The following is a 15,300-nucleotide window of genomic DNA, read 5'->3' as shown; positions in this document are numbered from 1 at the left end:
TTTTCAAATCTGCACCTTCTCACATAAATAAATATATGGCAAAAAGAGATTATTACGATATCCTGGGAATTACGAAGGGAGCCAGTGCCGATGAGATAAAGAAAGCTTATCGAAAACAGGCTATTAAGTTTCACCCCGACAAAAACCCTGGCGACAAAGAAGCTGAAGAGAAGTTTAAAGAAGCAGCCGAAGCCTACGAAATTTTAAGCAGCCCTGAAAAGAAGCAACGTTACGACCAATTTGGTCATGCGGGAACTCAGGGAGCTGGCGGTTACGGCGGCGGCCATATGAACATGGAAGACATCTTCAGCCAGTTTGGCGATGTGTTCGGCGGCGGAAGCCCTTTCGAAAGCTTTTTTGGTGGTGGTCAATCTCGCGGCGGCCGACGCACGGCCCGCGGCAGCAATTTGCGCATCAAAGTAAAACTCAACCTTGAAGAAATTGCTAAAGGCGCAGAAAAGAAAATAAAAGTAAACAAACAGGTAGTATGTACCACCTGCGATGGCAGCGGCGCTAAAGACCGTTCATCGTTTCACACCTGTTCAACCTGCGGCGGTGCAGGTTCTGTACGCAGGGTAACCAACACCATTTTGGGCCAGATGCAAACAACCAGCACCTGCCCTACCTGTAACGGTGAAGGAACTCAGATCACCTCGAAATGTACAGTCTGCCATGGCGATGGAGTAGTTCGTGGAGAAGAAACGATCTCCATTAATATTCCGGCCGGGGTAAGCGAAGGTATGCAGCTGTCTATGGGCGGCAAAGGTAATGCAGCACCAAGAGGAGGTGTACCAGGCGATCTGATCATTCTGATAGAAGAGATCCCGCACGAAACCCTTCAGCGCGAGGGCAATAATGTGGTTTACGATTTACACATAAGTTTCATTGATGCGGCCTTAGGCGCAAGCGTCGAAGTGCCTACGATTGATGGTAAAGCAAAGATCAAAATAGAACCAGGTACTCAAGGCGGCAAAATCCTGCGTTTAAAAGGCAAAGGCGTTCCGGAAGTGAATTCTTATCACCGCGGAGACCAATTGATCTACGTAAACATCTGGACGCCAAAGGCTCTTTCTCGCGAAGAGCGCGACCTGATGGAGAAACTGCAGGACTCACCAAACTTTCGCCCGCAACCGGGGAAACATGAAAAGAGTTTCTTCGAAAGGATGAAGGAATATTTTGAATGAAAATTTTGATATAAAACAAAGAAGGTTGGAGGTTATATCTAACCTTTTTTGTTTTTAACTGATTTAAGTGCACCCTAAAGATTGGCTGGTGTAGTTTTGCTGACTTAATATATTAGTTATAAAACTATAAATCACATGAAATTAAAGATAATGGCAAACTGCGCTAAACGTTGTTTTTTATTGGCCACCTTCCTCCTCTCTGCCTTTAATTCGTTTCCACAAAAAGAAATAACAAATCAATCACTGTATTGGACCCGGTACTTTAATCAACTAGCTCTCTCCCCTAAGTTAACGTGGCACAATGAAATAGAAAACAGACGATTTTTCGAAAACAACCGGCAACATCATTTTATAATCCACTCACGATTACACTATAAAACTTTCAAGCGGGCTGACTTTGCTGCTGGATTTTCTTACGGACGTCAAAGCCCACACACCGCCGACTCTGAGTTCAGGCTTTCTGTACCTGAACTTAGGCCTTACCAGGAAGTAAGCCTCACTAATACTTATGGCCGCCGGCTTTCAGTTCAGCAAAGACTGCGAATGGATGAGCGATTTATTAAAAACAATAATGGTACTGAACTTCTCGACGGATACCAGTTCAATTTAAGATTCAGATATAGGTTGCAGGCCTCTGTCATACTGAGTAAAACCGGAGCGGAGAAATTAACAGCCCTGAAAATTGCAGACGAACTAATGATTAACGCCGGAGACGGTATTGTTTATAATCAATTCGACCAAAACAGGGTATATCTTGGCATCGAGCAAGGGGTTGTAAAAGGTCTGGCAGTAGAGCTTGGTTATTTGAATTGGTATCAGCAGAGACCTTCTGGCAAACAATTCTTCGCCAGAGATATCGTTCGAATAACACTCCATCACAAAATCAACCTTTACAAACAACTTTAGCTAATGCCTCTGAGAACCACTTAGAGTAAGTAAAGCAGCCGTCTTTTTTTACTTAACAAAAAAAATCTGTGAGATCAGGGGTTGAAGTTATCCCCCGCATCTCACAGAAATCAAGCGTTGCTGGTTAATAATTAAACTGAAACTGGATTCTTAAAAGATTTCCCTGCTGATCGTTAAATGGTCTGGCCGCATCTTCAAAGCGTCTTTTTGAAATAGTATACATGGTTACCAGCTCGAAGTTTTTAAACGGCTGCCATTCTGTACCAATTTCAAGTTCTTTTACTTTATAGGTTCTCGCATCGCGTTCAAATTTCTTTCCGCCATCATAAAAATGGTACCGCACAAATGGGAAAAACAGCTGCTTATTAAACTTCAGTGCATAGGATGCAAGTGCATATCCCCCACGCAAGCTGGTCTGTTCGATAGTATTTGTGGCCACATTATATTCCGGGCCGGTGCCTATGTTGTATTCGGCCTGCAAACCAAAAGGCTGCGGGTACAATACAAAGCTGGCGGCGGCACGCTGATCGCGGTATTGATTTTGGGGCTTGGCCTGAACACCTGTACTTATCGATGATACGACATACTTGCCGTGATAGGCCTGGATACCTGGCTCGATAATTTGCTTGCCAATCTGGATGGGATATGAAAAACGCGAAACGATATGCGGCTGATTATTTGCTTCGTTTTTATTTGCTGTCTGGCCGTTATACGCTCCTAAGGCAAACACTCCGTAGTCACCAGAGCCTTTCAGTCCTGAGCTCACCAGATAAGCGAATCGTTCGCGGATCTTCTTAGGCGCCCAATAGAAAAACACTCCAAGATCGCGCTCGTTACTAATGGCGCTATTCAAGCCATCGTTACGATCTAGAGGAAGTCTGTTTTGGCTGGATTGCATATTTTCGAATCCATAAGGAACTTTACTCTGTCCGAAACGAAGACGGAACTCATTTTCAGTATCCAAACCCAGATCAAAATAGGCGTCCCTTATCTGCCCGAAATTGTTATTTGAGCCATCCGGACTTGATGCAAAATCGGGTTGGATATAAAAATATAAACGATTGCTTATTTGACCTGAAAAAACCAGACGAAGACGACGAAGGAAAAACCCTCCGTTCTTACCCCAGGATTTATCACATTGCTCGCACTGTAAATCCTGGTTTGTTTCAAGCAGGCGGTTATAACGTACTTGCGCATAACCCCTTAAGTTGATTTTTTGATACCACTCTGATTTAGCCTCAGCTGGCTTTGTGGCTTCGGGAACTTTGGTTGCGGTATCAATCTTAGTCTCTTGTGAAAGAGCGGAAAACGATACAAAAACTAGGGCTGCTATTAACTTTAAATACCTCATGTTGCATTAATATGCCGCAAAAATATATTTAATGTTAATGCAATATTAGCTCTGGCGCAGATTTAACCAAATGATTATTCAGGCTTAACATTAACTTAACACTCTCAACGACCGATTTAGCGCCGCTGGTTGGTTTGATCTTCCGCATCATTAATCATGCTGCTCAGCTCTTCAATCAAGTGCCGGACGGCGTCTTTTAGCTTCGGATCTCCATTAAAGTCAAGGTCAAACAATACTTTTTTAGTTTTACGCTCGTAATTAAACTCAATATAATAATGCGGAGAATTCGGCCTTGAGGTTTCTTCTGAATTAACTATTTCCGAAGGGAAATTCCAGAATCCCAATTGGGCGGCCTTGCGGTGCAGATATAGAAGTTGATCTTTAGAAAGCTTTACTTTTTTCTTTACCAGCGAATCTTTGTCGGTTACATATTGATATTGAGCCGTCTTAGAATCGTATTGATTGACAAGACTATCACCTAATCCATATTTGAAGGTAAAAGACTCAAATTCAGAGAACTTATAGGGTGCGTTTTTAACCATCATCCCATAATAATAAAAGCAATAGATAAGGAAAGGGACTACTACACTTAAGGCTAAGAAAATCTTCTTCGATCTGTTCGACATATAAATTTTAATGTGGGGTATTATTCATTAATTTCAACTTCGGGATTAAATTCATTTTCCCATTTTGCCACTACCACCGTCGCCAGGCAATTTCCGATAACGTTCACCGAAGTTCTTGCCATATCCATCAGCTCATCAATCCCTAAAATGATAAAGATTGGCCAGGTAGGCATTCCGAACGATGCTGCGGTTCCTAATAAGATAACCAAAGAAGCCCTCGGAACCCCCGCTACTCCCTTGCTGGTCAGCATCAGGGTGAATACAATAACCAGTTGCTGTGTTAAACTTAGGTCCATGCCTGCAGCCTGTGCTACAAAGATCGAAGCCAGTGAAAGATAAAGTGTGGTACCATCGAGATTAAAGCTATAGCCGGTTGGCATTACGAAAGCAACAATTTTTCGCGGAACACCCAGCTTCTCCATATTCTCCATAGCACGCGGCAGGGCGGCTTCAGAGCTGGTTGTGGCAAACGCAATGGAAACGGGGCCCGCAATGGCCTCCAGGAACTTCTTAATAGGAACACCCACAATGAGTGCAATTGGCAGTAAGATCCCCAGCAGGAACACGATCAATGCCACGTATAAAGTGGCTAGTAACTGAAAAAGGTTGATCAGTATGCCCAGTCCCATGTGCCCAACGGTGTAAGCAATGGCTGCTCCCACTCCTATAGGGGCAAAATACATCACAATATTGGTGAACTTGAACATCACCTCGGATAAGCTTTCTGTAGCTTTAAGCATCGGAAGACGTTTATCTTCCCGTACCATAGCTAAAGCAATCCCAAATAAGATACTGAAAACTACGATTTGTAAGATCTGCCCTTCGGCGATAGATTTAGCAATATTTTCGGGGAAGATATGAAGTATAATATCGTTCAGCGTTTGCGGAGGTACATCGGGCAGTTCTTCCTGCGCTCCAACAGGCATTTGTATTCCGGCACCTGCCTGCGAAAGATTAATTGCAGCTAAACCAATAAACAGCGCAATAGTGGTAACCACCTCGAAATATAGAATAGCTTTCCAGCCCATTCGTCCAACCTGCTTCAGATCGGCGTGTCCGGCAATACCGTAAACCAGTGTGGCAAATAACAGCGGGGCGACGATCGTTTTAATCATCTTCAGGAAAACTTTGCTGAGCACCTGGAGTTTCATTCCAATCTCTGGGTAATCGTGCCCTATTGCCGCGCCTATTACCATGGATATTAAGATCCAGGTGGTTAGCGAACCTTTTTTAATAGCGTATAAAATCAGACAGGCAATTGCAAGCCATCTTGAAAAGATAAGCGCAATAGGAGAAACAGCAAGGATATTATAAGAGTTAAAGAAAGTAAGCAGGGCAGCAATAAATATGGCAATTATAGCAGCGTATCCTGCCTGTTTTAACCTCATAAAAGGAATTTAATGACTGAACAAATGTAAATAATTAGATTTACCCGTCAAACCGAAGCGATTAATGAGAGTAGAAAAATTAAGCGATATAAAAAAAGAGCTAAAATCGCATAATAGTGAGGCTTTAACCGAGATTTGTTTGCGGCTTGCCAAGTATAAAAAAGACAATAAAGAGCTCCTGAGTTACTTATTGTACGAAGCTGATAACCCACTTAATTATGCCGAAGAGGTTAAATCAGAACTACTCCTTAACTTCCAGAATTTAAACCGGTCGGCGTACACCAGCACTAAAGAATTAAGGAAGATCGTCCGTCTCCTTACCAAACATGCTAAATATACCGGATCGAAAGAAGTAGAAATCGAGCTGTTACTGTGGTTCTGCACCAACTTTCTCGAGTATGCTGATACCCGCTCTTCGCATAAACCCTTGCAAACTATTTTCAGCCGTCAGATGGAAAAAATAAAGAAAATCCTTCCTAAACTGCATGAAGACTTGCAATTTGACTATAGCTCGACATATGAGCAACTTCTCGAAGAAGCGGATAATAGGGTTAGGTTTTTTAACAAGAATGACTTTCGGCTGTAAGATCGCAAATGCAGGTTTTGCGATAAAGACCACCATTTACAAATTGAATTTATTTGTAACAGATACGGTTTTTCCTCATCTTAAGTTTATAAGATGAATAAAGAAGCTCTTTTCAAGGAAATCTTTAAAGCGAACTCCAAAAAGATTTATCATTTATGCTACGGTTATACCGGCGACGAAGATGCCGCTAACGACCTGATGCAGGAGACTTTTATGAAGGTGTGGCAAAATCTCGATAAATTTCGCAACCAGGCTATGATATCGACATGGATCTACCGGATTGCTGTAAACACCTGCCTCTCCTGGTTAAGAGTTGAAAAAAGACAAGCGAAGGACGAACTCACAGACAATATTATAGAAACGAGGGGCGAAGAGATATCTGAAAAGAATGAACAGGTTGCCCTCTTGTATAAATGCATCGCTCAACTGGAAGAAACCGAGCGTATTGTTATTTCGATGGTATTAGATGAAGTGCCTTATGCAGAAATAGCCGAGATCTCGGGGGTCTCTGAAGGAAATTTAAGAGTGAAGATCCATCGTATTAAACACAAACTGACTGAAATATACAATCGTTATGAAAGATTTTGATGCACTGAAAGATATATGGCACAGTCAGCTTGCAGCGCCCAGGCTCAGCTACGAAGATATTCTGAAAGGTATCAGAAAATCAAAAGCCAGCTTTGCCAACAAACTGTTGGTTGAAACAATTGGAATGTTTTTTGCCATCGTACTTTTTGCTTTGATATGGCTAGACAGCTCCTCGATGATGTGGACCACTCATCTGTCGCTGTTAATCTTCTTAGTTTGTTGCCTGTATTATCTTTTTGTACAGGTACGAGACTACCGAAGCATTTCCAACAGTGAGCATTTATTAAAAGAACCTGAAGAATATATCAGCTATTTGAAAGATTATCGCCGGAAACGCTATGCCTTAAACACACGCAAGTATACAGTTTACAGCATTTTTATCGGAATTGCTTTCGGGCTTTACTTCGTTGAAATTTACTTTAGTTCGCCACTATGGCATACAATCGCGGGCATCGTTGCTATCGCTCTTTGGTTTATAATATGCTGGTATTTGATGAAAACTTATATCCGTCGCGAGCAGGAAAGATTAACCGGAATGATCGAAAAACTTGAGCGACTGGAGAAACAATTTTCTACAGAACATAATTAGACACATCGGGTTACTGTTTCGGAAAAGGTTTGCAAAGCAGGTACTCGTTTTGTAAACATCACATATTTTAAGATTTTTGCTGCCACCAATTCATATAGATTGAACTTAACCGACGTTTATTTTAAAGACCTGTTTGAAAATACCAGCGATCTTATCCAGTATGTGAGCCTGGAGGGAGAAATTGAAATGGTAAATCCGGCCTGGCTCCTTAACTTAGGTTATGCTCTTGAAGAAGTGAAAGGTAAATCCATCTATGAATTTATCGATCCAGCTGAAGCAGACACTTACAAAACCTACCGGGACGCTTGCATAAACCACCAAAACAGGGATGATCTGGAAATTACCTTTATCGCCAAGGGGATGATACCAGTTATTTTAGAAGGCCACCTCCGCCCCTTTTTTCATGAAAATAAATTCCTTCACACCCGTGGCGTTTTTAGAAATATCACTGTAAAAAAGGAAAAAGAGAAACTACAGCAGGAACACCTGTTAAAGTTCAGCCAGTTCCTTGAGAATGCTCCCGATGCTGTAGTAATTATCGACGAACAGCAAATTATTGTTGAATGGAACTTAAAGGCATCAGAGATATTCGGATACTCGCGTAAAGAGGTGATCAACCAGCAACTGGCCGCATTTATTATCCCAATCGAATACCGTGAAGCCCACCACAGGGGTCTAAGGCATTTCCTGGCAACAGGCGAAGGTCCGGTGTTGAACAAAACAATCGAGGTCCCGGCGATTGATAAAAGCAATCGCGAATTCCCCATAAACCTGAACATCTCGAGCGTCAAACTTCAAGACCAATGGTTCTTTATCGCCTTTATGAATGATATTTCAGAGAAGAAGAAAAATGAACAGATTTTGAGGCAGAAAGACCTTGAGCTTGAAAAAACAAAGCTTGAAGATGCCCAAAAGATGGATTTTCTGACGATAGCGAGCCATGAACTTAAGACACCACTCACGAGCATGAAGGCCTATGTACAGCTGGCCTTAAGGGAAATCGAAACGAGGCCGACAGAACAGGTCATAAATCTTTTGAGAAAAGCGGATAGTTTTTCTGACAAACTAAATAAACTGATACTCAATTTGCTCGATATTTCTAAAATTCAGTCGGGCAAGCTACGTGTTGAAAAGCAGCCGACTGACATTACCAGCTTAGTTCGTGATGTTGTTAATTCGAGCCAGCTGCTCTACACATCGCATATTATAAGTTTCAGGTCCGATAAAGATTACATCATAAATATTGATCGTTCGCGAATAGAGCAGGTATTTGTAAATCTGATCAACAACGCGGTGAAGTATTCACCGAAAGCTGATAAAGTGGAAATTGAGATAAAACAGAAGCAGGATTTCATTTATATCAGTGTCAAAGATTATGGAACGGGTATCGAGAGCATCAACCAGACCAAAGTATTTGAGAAATTTTACCGGGTTGATGAACTCTCAAAAAACGACACCCAAAGCCTGGGGATAGGCTTATACATCTCCTCCGAAATCGTAAAACAGCATGGAGGAAAAATATGGGTCGAAAATAATAATTCAGGAGGCGCCACCTTTTTTGTGGTACTCCCGGTGAATGTATAAAGCCTGCAGCTTAGTTTTCGTCTTCCTTTAACTCATGAATATCAAAGCGGTTACCTTTAAGGGTATACTCCAGGCGTTTTCTTTCAACCGGAGTGATTCCTGCAGTATCTTTTTCATCGTACAACGGAAACTCTCTGAATAAATTACCCTCTTTCACATATACAGAATCTTTACCGCGATATTTCTTTTTGGTAGAGGATGTAAGTTCGGGGAATTTAAGCTCCTGAGAGGATCCTCCTTCAGAAAACTCATGGATATATAACTTAAAATAAGAATCCTTGTCCTGTCCTTTCGCCCGGATAAAAATTTCCGGATTACCATCTGAGTCCAGATCCATATTCCATGAGTCGGTAATATCTCCCTCGAGTTCTTCTGAGATAGTACTGTACTTCACGTCGGCAGAATCCGAACGAAGGATAAGATATTGCCCCACATGTTCAGAACCACGGCCCCAGCTCAAAACATCGAATGTGAGGCCGGGTGTAACTTCGATAGAATTGTGGTAGCGAAAAGGCGGTGGTAAAACCACTTTAGTGATAGACGACTCTGCCTTTTTCGGCTCTTTGGAAGTACAGGATATAAAAGCTGTTAAACCAAAGGTTAAAAACAGGATGGATCTCTTCATTACAGGTAATAATCAATTTATTTATTAAAACAGCCGGAATCTTAGGTACAAAAACCGGATTAAATTTATGATGCAATTCCAAATATGTGCATCGTCAAATCCAAATGTAGCATGTTTTCCGGCATAATTCACAACAACTTTATCATCAAGCGTCTCCAGCAATGGTAAGTTTTACGTGGATCGAATAAATAATCAATGCCGCAGAGCTGTTCAGCCGTTTTAAAAAGACACATAATATTTACATAGAAATTTAGTTCATCAAGGTACATAAGAATATATTTGTTGGTTTAACTGATAATGAAAAAAGCGTATATTATTGCTCTATCCTTTATTGTAAGTGTGGCTTATGGACAGCCCAGGTGGAATATTGAAAAACCTACCGGCCCGACCAAAAATATTTCATTTAGTACCGACGAAGGAACCTGGATGAACCTCGACGTCAGTCCCGACGGGAAAGACATTGTCTTTGATCTGTTAGGCGATATCTATAAAATGCCCATCACGGGCGGAAAGGCGACGGTTATTTCCGGAGGTCCTGCATTTGATGTCCAGCCCCGCTTTAGTCCAAACGGAAAAATGATCTCGTATACAAGCGATAAAGACGGCGGCGACAATATCTGGGTGATGAATGCCGATGGTTCGAGAAAACGCGCGGTTACCAAAGAAAACTTTCGCTTACTCAATAACGCGGTATGGACTCCGGACAATCAATATCTGATCGCCCGAAAGCATTTTACCGCTACACGCTCGCTCGGTGCCGGAGAAATGTGGATGTACCATTACACAGGAGGCGAAGGGATACAGCTCACGAAGAAAAAGAATGATCAGCAGGACGCCGGTGAACCAGAAGTTTCACCGGATGGAAAATACGTCTACTTTAGTGAAGACGATAGCCCAGGACCACTTTTTCAATATAATAAAGATCCAAACGGCGGCATTTATGTTATAAAACGCCTCAATCGCGAAAGCGGTGCGATTGAAACAATTACCGGCGGGCAAGGCGGAGCTGCTCGTCCCAGGATTTCTCCCGACGGCAGATATCTGGCTTTTGTAAAACGTGTGAGACTTAAATCGGTTCTTTATCTGCATGATCTTAACAGTGGTGAAGAATGGCCGGTTTATAACGATCTGTCGAAAGATATGCAGGAAACCTGGGCTGTTTTTGGTGTTTATCCGTCGTTTGCCTTTACTCCAGACAGCCGCAACATCATTTTTTACGCTAAGGGCAAGATCCGGAACCTGGATATCAATTTGCAGGAAGTTTCGGTTATTCCCTTTGAAGTTAACTCCGTTCACAGTATAACAGAGGCGCTGCATTTCAACAAACGTGTTTTTACTGAAGAGTTCGATTCGAAGATGATCCGCCAACTGACGACATCCCCGGATGGTAAACAGGTAGCTTTTAATGCTGCCGGCTATATTTATCTTAAAAACATACCCAACGGAAGACCAGAACGTTTAACAACGGGTACCGACTTTGAATATGAACCTGCGTTTAGCCCCGACGGCAAATCGCTTGTGTATGTAAGCTGGAACGATGAGGAAAAGGCCACCATAAATAGGATAGATCTGAAAACGCGGGAGATTACCCGCCTTACCTATGAAAAAGGATTCTATTACTCACCGCGGTTTTCATCAAAAGGAGATAAAATAGTTTATCGAAAAGGCAGTGGCAATAACACCTTAGGGTTCACCTACGGCAAAATCCCGGGGATCTATATGTTATCCCTAAACGGCGGAAACCCTACTAAGATTTCTGACCATGGCATAAGGCCTATGTTTGGTCAAAACGATACCAGAATCTATTTCCAGGGAAGCGAAGCAGGAAAAAAAGCGTTTAAGAGCATGGATCTTAACGGCGGCCAGATTCGCAATCATTATGTATCGCAGTACGCTAATCAGTTTGTACCGAGTCCTGATGGTAAATGGCTTGCTTTTACCGAGTTATTTAATGCCTACGTAACCCCCTTGGTAAATACCAACAACTCGCTCGACTTATCATCCGGCAACAAATCACTCCCACTGAGCAGAGTTACCCGCGATGCGGGCATATCCCTGCACTGGAGCAGCGATAGCAAAAAGTTAAACTGGACCCTGGGTTCAGAATACTTCTCGCATGAAATTAAAAACTCGTTCACTTTCGTGGATGGAGCCCCATCTAACCTGCCGGCTATCGATTCCACGGGCATAGAGATCGGCCTGAGGTTAAAGACCGACCTACCGGACGGAAAAATAGCGTTTGTAAACGCCCGTATCATTACTATGAAGGGCGATGAGGTGATTGAAAACGGCACTTTAATAATAGAACAAAATAAGATTGTTGCGGTAGGTTCGGCTAACCAGGTTAGAGTTCCTGACGACGCGAAGATCATCGATGCCGCCGGCCAGACTATTATGCCCGGAATCGTTGATGTCCATGCGCATTTACCTACCAGTCCCGATGGAATTTCACCACAACAGGATTGGTCATATTTCGCCAATCTGGCTTTTGGTGTTACTACCTCTCATGATCCATCTAGTAATACAGAAATGGTATTCAGCCAGTCGGAAATGCTCAAAGCCGGAAGGATGATTGGACCCCGACTCTATTCAACAGGCACCATTTTATACGGCGCAGACGGTGATTTCAAGGCCGTAATCAACAGTCTGGACGACGCGCGCTCACATTTAAGAAGAATGAAAGCAGTTGGCGCATTTTCAGTAAAATCATACAACCAGCCCCGCCGCGAGCAGCGCCAGCAAATTATGCAGGCAGCCCGCGAGCTCAAAATGGAGGTAGTGCCGGAAGGTGGCTCAACATTCTTTCACAACATGTCGATGATTCTGGATGGCCATACGGGTATTGAACATAACATCCCGGTAGTTCCTGTTTATAAAGATGTGAAGGCCTTATGGAACGCCAGCAAAACAGCTTATACACCCACTCTCATTGTAAGTTATGGATCGCAGTCGGGAGAGAATTTTTGGTACGACAGGACCAATGTCTGGGAGAATGAACGCTTGCTAACTTTTACGCCACGTTCTATTATTGACAGCCGGTCGCGCCGCCGGTCTACATCAGAATTTGGTGATTACGGCCATATCGATGTGTCCAAAGCAACAAAGCAAATAGCTGACGGAGGCACCAAAGTAAACCTTGGTTCGCACGGGCAAATCCAGGGATTGGGCGCCCATTGGGAGCTTTGGATGCTTGCTCAGGGCGGAATGTCACCATTGCAGGCCATCAGAAGTGCAACGCTTAACGGGGCGGAGTATTTAGGATTAGCTAAAGAACTTGGCTCTATCGAGAATGGAAAACTGGCAGATCTCATCGTTTTGACCGAGAACCCACTCGAGGATATCCGTAACTCGGATAAAATTAAATATGTAATGCTCAACGGCAGATTGTACGATGCAGAAACCATGAATGAGTTTGGAAGCGATAAAGTTCGCGGCAGGTTTTGGTGGGAGAATGTCAGAGCAGAAAGCTTCGGGCCAGGCGATACTGAAACGCATACATTTACCACACCAGAGTGTGATTAATGGCATGATGGCGCATGGCTTTTATTAAATATGTGGTTTGAATAATTTATTTCGTTACTTTGGACCACCAGACTTGGTAGCTCAGTTGGTAGAGCAACTGACTCTTAATCAGTGGGTCGAGAGTTCGAGCCTCTCCCAGGTCACTGGAAATCAAGCTATTACAAATTAAAATTTGGCCGCTTGAAAAATTTGCAGGAACTTTGCAGAAAGTTTGACTGCAAATGATAGAACAGAAAATGCCTGATAGAATGTATCAGGCATTTTCTGTTACCTCTCCTCCTACCTTTATTTGAACGCCAAACGATTTTTTGCATCTTCATGTTAGAATACGGTTGTCAATATAAACTCCAAATAAAGTTCACCTTCAACACTACCGACCTTTTTGGAAAAGGCAGTAACCGGGTAATCTTTGAGATTGGTGGGAATAATTTCAGGATGATCTGCAAGTATGTTTTTGGAGCAAAACAAGCTCATTTATCTGTTTGCTGGATGGGCACACATGCGGATTACGACAAGATTTGCACACAAGGTGAACAGTATAATTAATATCTATTGACCATGGTAACTACAGCAATTAAATATACCGTAATAAAGAACAAAGACCAGTATAACGAATACTGTGATCAACTGGAAAGGTTATTAAGCGAGAACCATACTGACCAAGTGCAGGATGAAATTGACTTGCTTACGCTTTTAATTGAGAAGTATGATGAGGATAACAATACCTTCCAGGAGACTGATCCTATAACGATGCTTCGCTCCTAACTATAAAAAAGGCTTGTCTAAAGAAGTAATCAGGAAGCTTGCTGAGTACTTCAAAGTGAGACAGGAGGCTTTTAACCGTCCTTATAAACTGGTGTAGACAGGGTTAGAGCTTCCCTCATCTGCGATGAGAAATAGTCACCTGCTGGTAAACGGACTGGTTATCTTCCCTCCTTTTATGTCTTCTTATGTATTCCAGACCATTGCGAAGCTTCGGGTTATATAAAAAAGTGAGACAAGAGGCTTTCACTTGTCACTATAAACTAGATTTTTTGCTCAACCTAACAACAAGGCAAAAAAGCACTATTAAAAGATTTTTGTTAGATTAGGCTAAATACGTCTCACCTATTGACAAATCACTCTATGGATAGCCGCAAACGAGTAAATAAAACACATTCTATACCCCAAGTTATTGTAATTGGAACTTCTGCCGGAGGACTGCTCGCACTAAAAAAATTAATTAACCAGTTGCAGGAAGATTTTCCGGCTCCTATGTTGGTGGTTCAGCACATTTCACCTGATGCCAATGGAAATGTATTGTTAGATGCGCTGAATAGCCTGGGCAAACTGAAATGTGAACATGCTATAAGTGGTGGAATTATTAAACCCGGCCATTTATATCTGGCACCTTCAGACCATCACCTGATGATAGATAGGGATCAAACAATGCTGGTGACCAAGGGAGCTGCTGAAAACAGATCCCGTCCAGGAATAGACCCATTATTCCGATCTGCTGCTGTAGCTTTTAGAAATAAGGTTGTGGGTATTATATTAACCGGGTATTTAGACGATGGAGTTGCAGGCCTCGAAGTAATAAAAAGATGTGGAGGAATCTGCATTGTTCAGGACCCGGAAGATGCAGAATACCCTGATATGCCAAAAAACGCATTAGCCCATGTTGAAGTAGACCACTGTTTACCTATTTCGGAAATGGGAGGCTTACTCTATCAGCTTATGTCACGGAAATTGGGAAAATTAAAATCAATTCCAAAGGACATTCAAATAGAAGCTAAAATTGCTCAGCGGGTATTAAGTGATCTGCCGTCCGTAAACGCTTTGGGCGATCAGGTTCCGTTTAATTGCCCGGGTTGCGGAGGCGTATTATGGAAAGTTAGCGATAGTTGGCCCATCCGTTATCGCTGCCATACCGGCCACGCTTATACAGAATCATCTTTACTTGCTGAGCAAACAATGAAAATCGAAGAAACCATGTGGACTGCCTTAAGGATGTTTGAAGAAAGAAAGAATCTACTAACTACTATGGCCCGGGAGCATGGCGGTGCCACTGCAAAATCAGCACTGGAGAGAGCTGAATTATCAGGGGTTCATATCGATCGTATTAAAGCAATATTAAAGTCAAATGATAAAGGAACTTCCAAAGACTTGCCGGGGTAAATAGCTTAAATCCAATCACCAATCTTATTAAAGACGTTACGAGTCTATATTTACGAGCTCAGGGGGCGGAATTTAGAATCGCTTCTGACAGTCGAAAAATGGCTAATTACCCTAAAAAATCAGATAGAAGCCTCTATCCTTACCTCTCAGCGCTGCGCTTCCTGCCAAGTTCGGACGCCTGTCTTTTCCTCCGG

The 15,300-nt window shown here is 42.6% G+C and carries 14 protein-coding genes and 1 tRNA gene; 11 read left to right on the top strand and 4 right to left on the bottom strand.

The annotated features are described in order from the left end of the window. Window positions 1-35 precede the first annotated feature (35 nt). Both dnaJ and J3P43_RS16820 read left to right on the top strand, forming a co-directional pair. Window positions 36-1,184: a molecular chaperone DnaJ gene (gene dnaJ, locus J3P43_RS16825; RefSeq protein WP_255904622.1), complete on the top strand. Its 1,149-nt coding sequence runs from the start codon at window positions 36-38 to the stop codon at window positions 1,182-1,184. 135 nt (window positions 1,185-1,319) lie between these two features. After that, window positions 1,320-2,090 (top strand): DUF2490 domain-containing protein, encoded by a 771-nt coding sequence (locus J3P43_RS16820; RefSeq protein ID WP_255904621.1) that lies wholly within the window; start codon window positions 1,320-1,322, stop codon window positions 2,088-2,090. Window positions 2,091-2,214: 124 nt separating this feature from the next. Here the strand turns inward: J3P43_RS16820 and J3P43_RS16815 are convergent, their stop codons facing one another. The 3 genes from J3P43_RS16815 to J3P43_RS16805 form a co-directional block, all read right to left on the bottom strand. Continuing rightward, entirely contained in the window at window positions 2,215-3,441 is a 1,227-nt protein-coding gene (locus J3P43_RS16815; protein ID WP_255904619.1) for a porin, read from the bottom strand. A 116-nt stretch (window positions 3,442-3,557) separates the two neighbouring features. Beyond that, window positions 3,558-4,067 (bottom strand): hypothetical protein, encoded by a 510-nt coding sequence (locus tag J3P43_RS16810; RefSeq protein ID WP_255904617.1) that lies wholly within the window; start codon window positions 4,065-4,067, stop codon window positions 3,558-3,560. Between the two features lie 20 nt (window positions 4,068-4,087). Next, complete coding sequence (locus J3P43_RS16805; protein ID WP_255904615.1) at window positions 4,088-5,455, bottom strand: dicarboxylate/amino acid:cation symporter; 1,368 nt, start codon at window positions 5,453-5,455, stop codon at window positions 4,088-4,090. Window positions 5,456-5,519: 64 nt separating this feature from the next. On the opposite strand from J3P43_RS16805, the gene J3P43_RS16800 reads away from it, so the two are divergent. The 4 genes from J3P43_RS16800 to J3P43_RS16785 all read left to right on the top strand — a co-directional run bounded on the left by J3P43_RS16800 (window position 5,520) and on the right by J3P43_RS16785 (window position 8,802). Then, complete coding sequence (locus J3P43_RS16800) at window positions 5,520-6,041, top strand: hypothetical protein (RefSeq protein ID WP_255904613.1); 522 nt, start codon at window positions 5,520-5,522, stop codon at window positions 6,039-6,041. 93 nt (window positions 6,042-6,134) lie between these two features. Next, window positions 6,135-6,629, top strand: a complete 495-nt coding sequence (locus tag J3P43_RS16795; RefSeq protein ID WP_255904611.1) for an RNA polymerase sigma factor — start codon at window positions 6,135-6,137, stop codon at window positions 6,627-6,629. Next, window positions 6,616-7,218, top strand: coding sequence for a hypothetical protein (locus J3P43_RS16790; RefSeq protein WP_255904609.1), 603 nt, complete (start codon window positions 6,616-6,618; stop codon window positions 7,216-7,218). The genes J3P43_RS16795 and J3P43_RS16790 overlap by 14 nt, the downstream gene beginning before the upstream one ends. Window positions 7,219-7,317: 99 nt before the next feature. Beyond that, window positions 7,318-8,802, top strand: a complete 1,485-nt coding sequence (locus tag J3P43_RS16785) for a sensor histidine kinase (protein ID WP_255904607.1) — start codon at window positions 7,318-7,320, stop codon at window positions 8,800-8,802. Between the two features lie 10 nt (window positions 8,803-8,812). Here the strand turns inward: J3P43_RS16785 and J3P43_RS16780 are convergent, their stop codons facing one another. Continuing rightward, window positions 8,813-9,427, bottom strand: a complete 615-nt coding sequence (locus tag J3P43_RS16780; RefSeq protein ID WP_255904605.1) for a hypothetical protein — start codon at window positions 9,425-9,427, stop codon at window positions 8,813-8,815. 297 nt (window positions 9,428-9,724) lie between these two features. Between J3P43_RS16780 and J3P43_RS16775 the strand changes: the two genes are divergently transcribed. From J3P43_RS16775 to J3P43_RS16755, 5 genes are all read left to right on the top strand, one after another. Further along, on the top strand, window positions 9,725-12,949 hold the full coding sequence (locus J3P43_RS16775; protein ID WP_255904603.1) for an amidohydrolase family protein: 3,225 nt from the start codon (window positions 9,725-9,727) through the stop codon (window positions 12,947-12,949). A 70-nt stretch (window positions 12,950-13,019) separates the two neighbouring features. Next, window positions 13,020-13,092: transfer RNA gene (locus J3P43_RS16770), tRNA-Lys, on the top strand. Between the two features lie 175 nt (window positions 13,093-13,267). After that, window positions 13,268-13,495, top strand: a complete 228-nt coding sequence (locus tag J3P43_RS16765; protein ID WP_255904601.1) for a type II toxin-antitoxin system HigB family toxin — start codon at window positions 13,268-13,270, stop codon at window positions 13,493-13,495. 12 nt (window positions 13,496-13,507) lie between these two features. Continuing rightward, entirely contained in the window at window positions 13,508-13,714 is a 207-nt protein-coding gene (locus J3P43_RS16760) for a hypothetical protein (protein ID WP_255904599.1), read from the top strand. Between the two features lie 360 nt (window positions 13,715-14,074). Further along, the gene (locus J3P43_RS16755; protein WP_255904597.1) at window positions 14,075-15,106 is read left to right on the top strand and encodes a chemotaxis protein CheB; all 1,032 of its coding nucleotides are present in this window, start codon (window positions 14,075-14,077) and stop codon (window positions 15,104-15,106) included. Window positions 15,107-15,300: the final 194 nt, after the last annotated feature.

Source organism: Paradesertivirga mongoliensis (genome assembly GCF_024436395.1).
Taxonomy (GTDB): Bacteria; Bacteroidota; Bacteroidia; order Sphingobacteriales; family Sphingobacteriaceae; genus Paradesertivirga; species Paradesertivirga mongoliensis.
The sequence above is the reverse complement of the archived record's forward strand: the minus strand, read 5'-3'. Positions and strand labels throughout refer to the sequence as shown.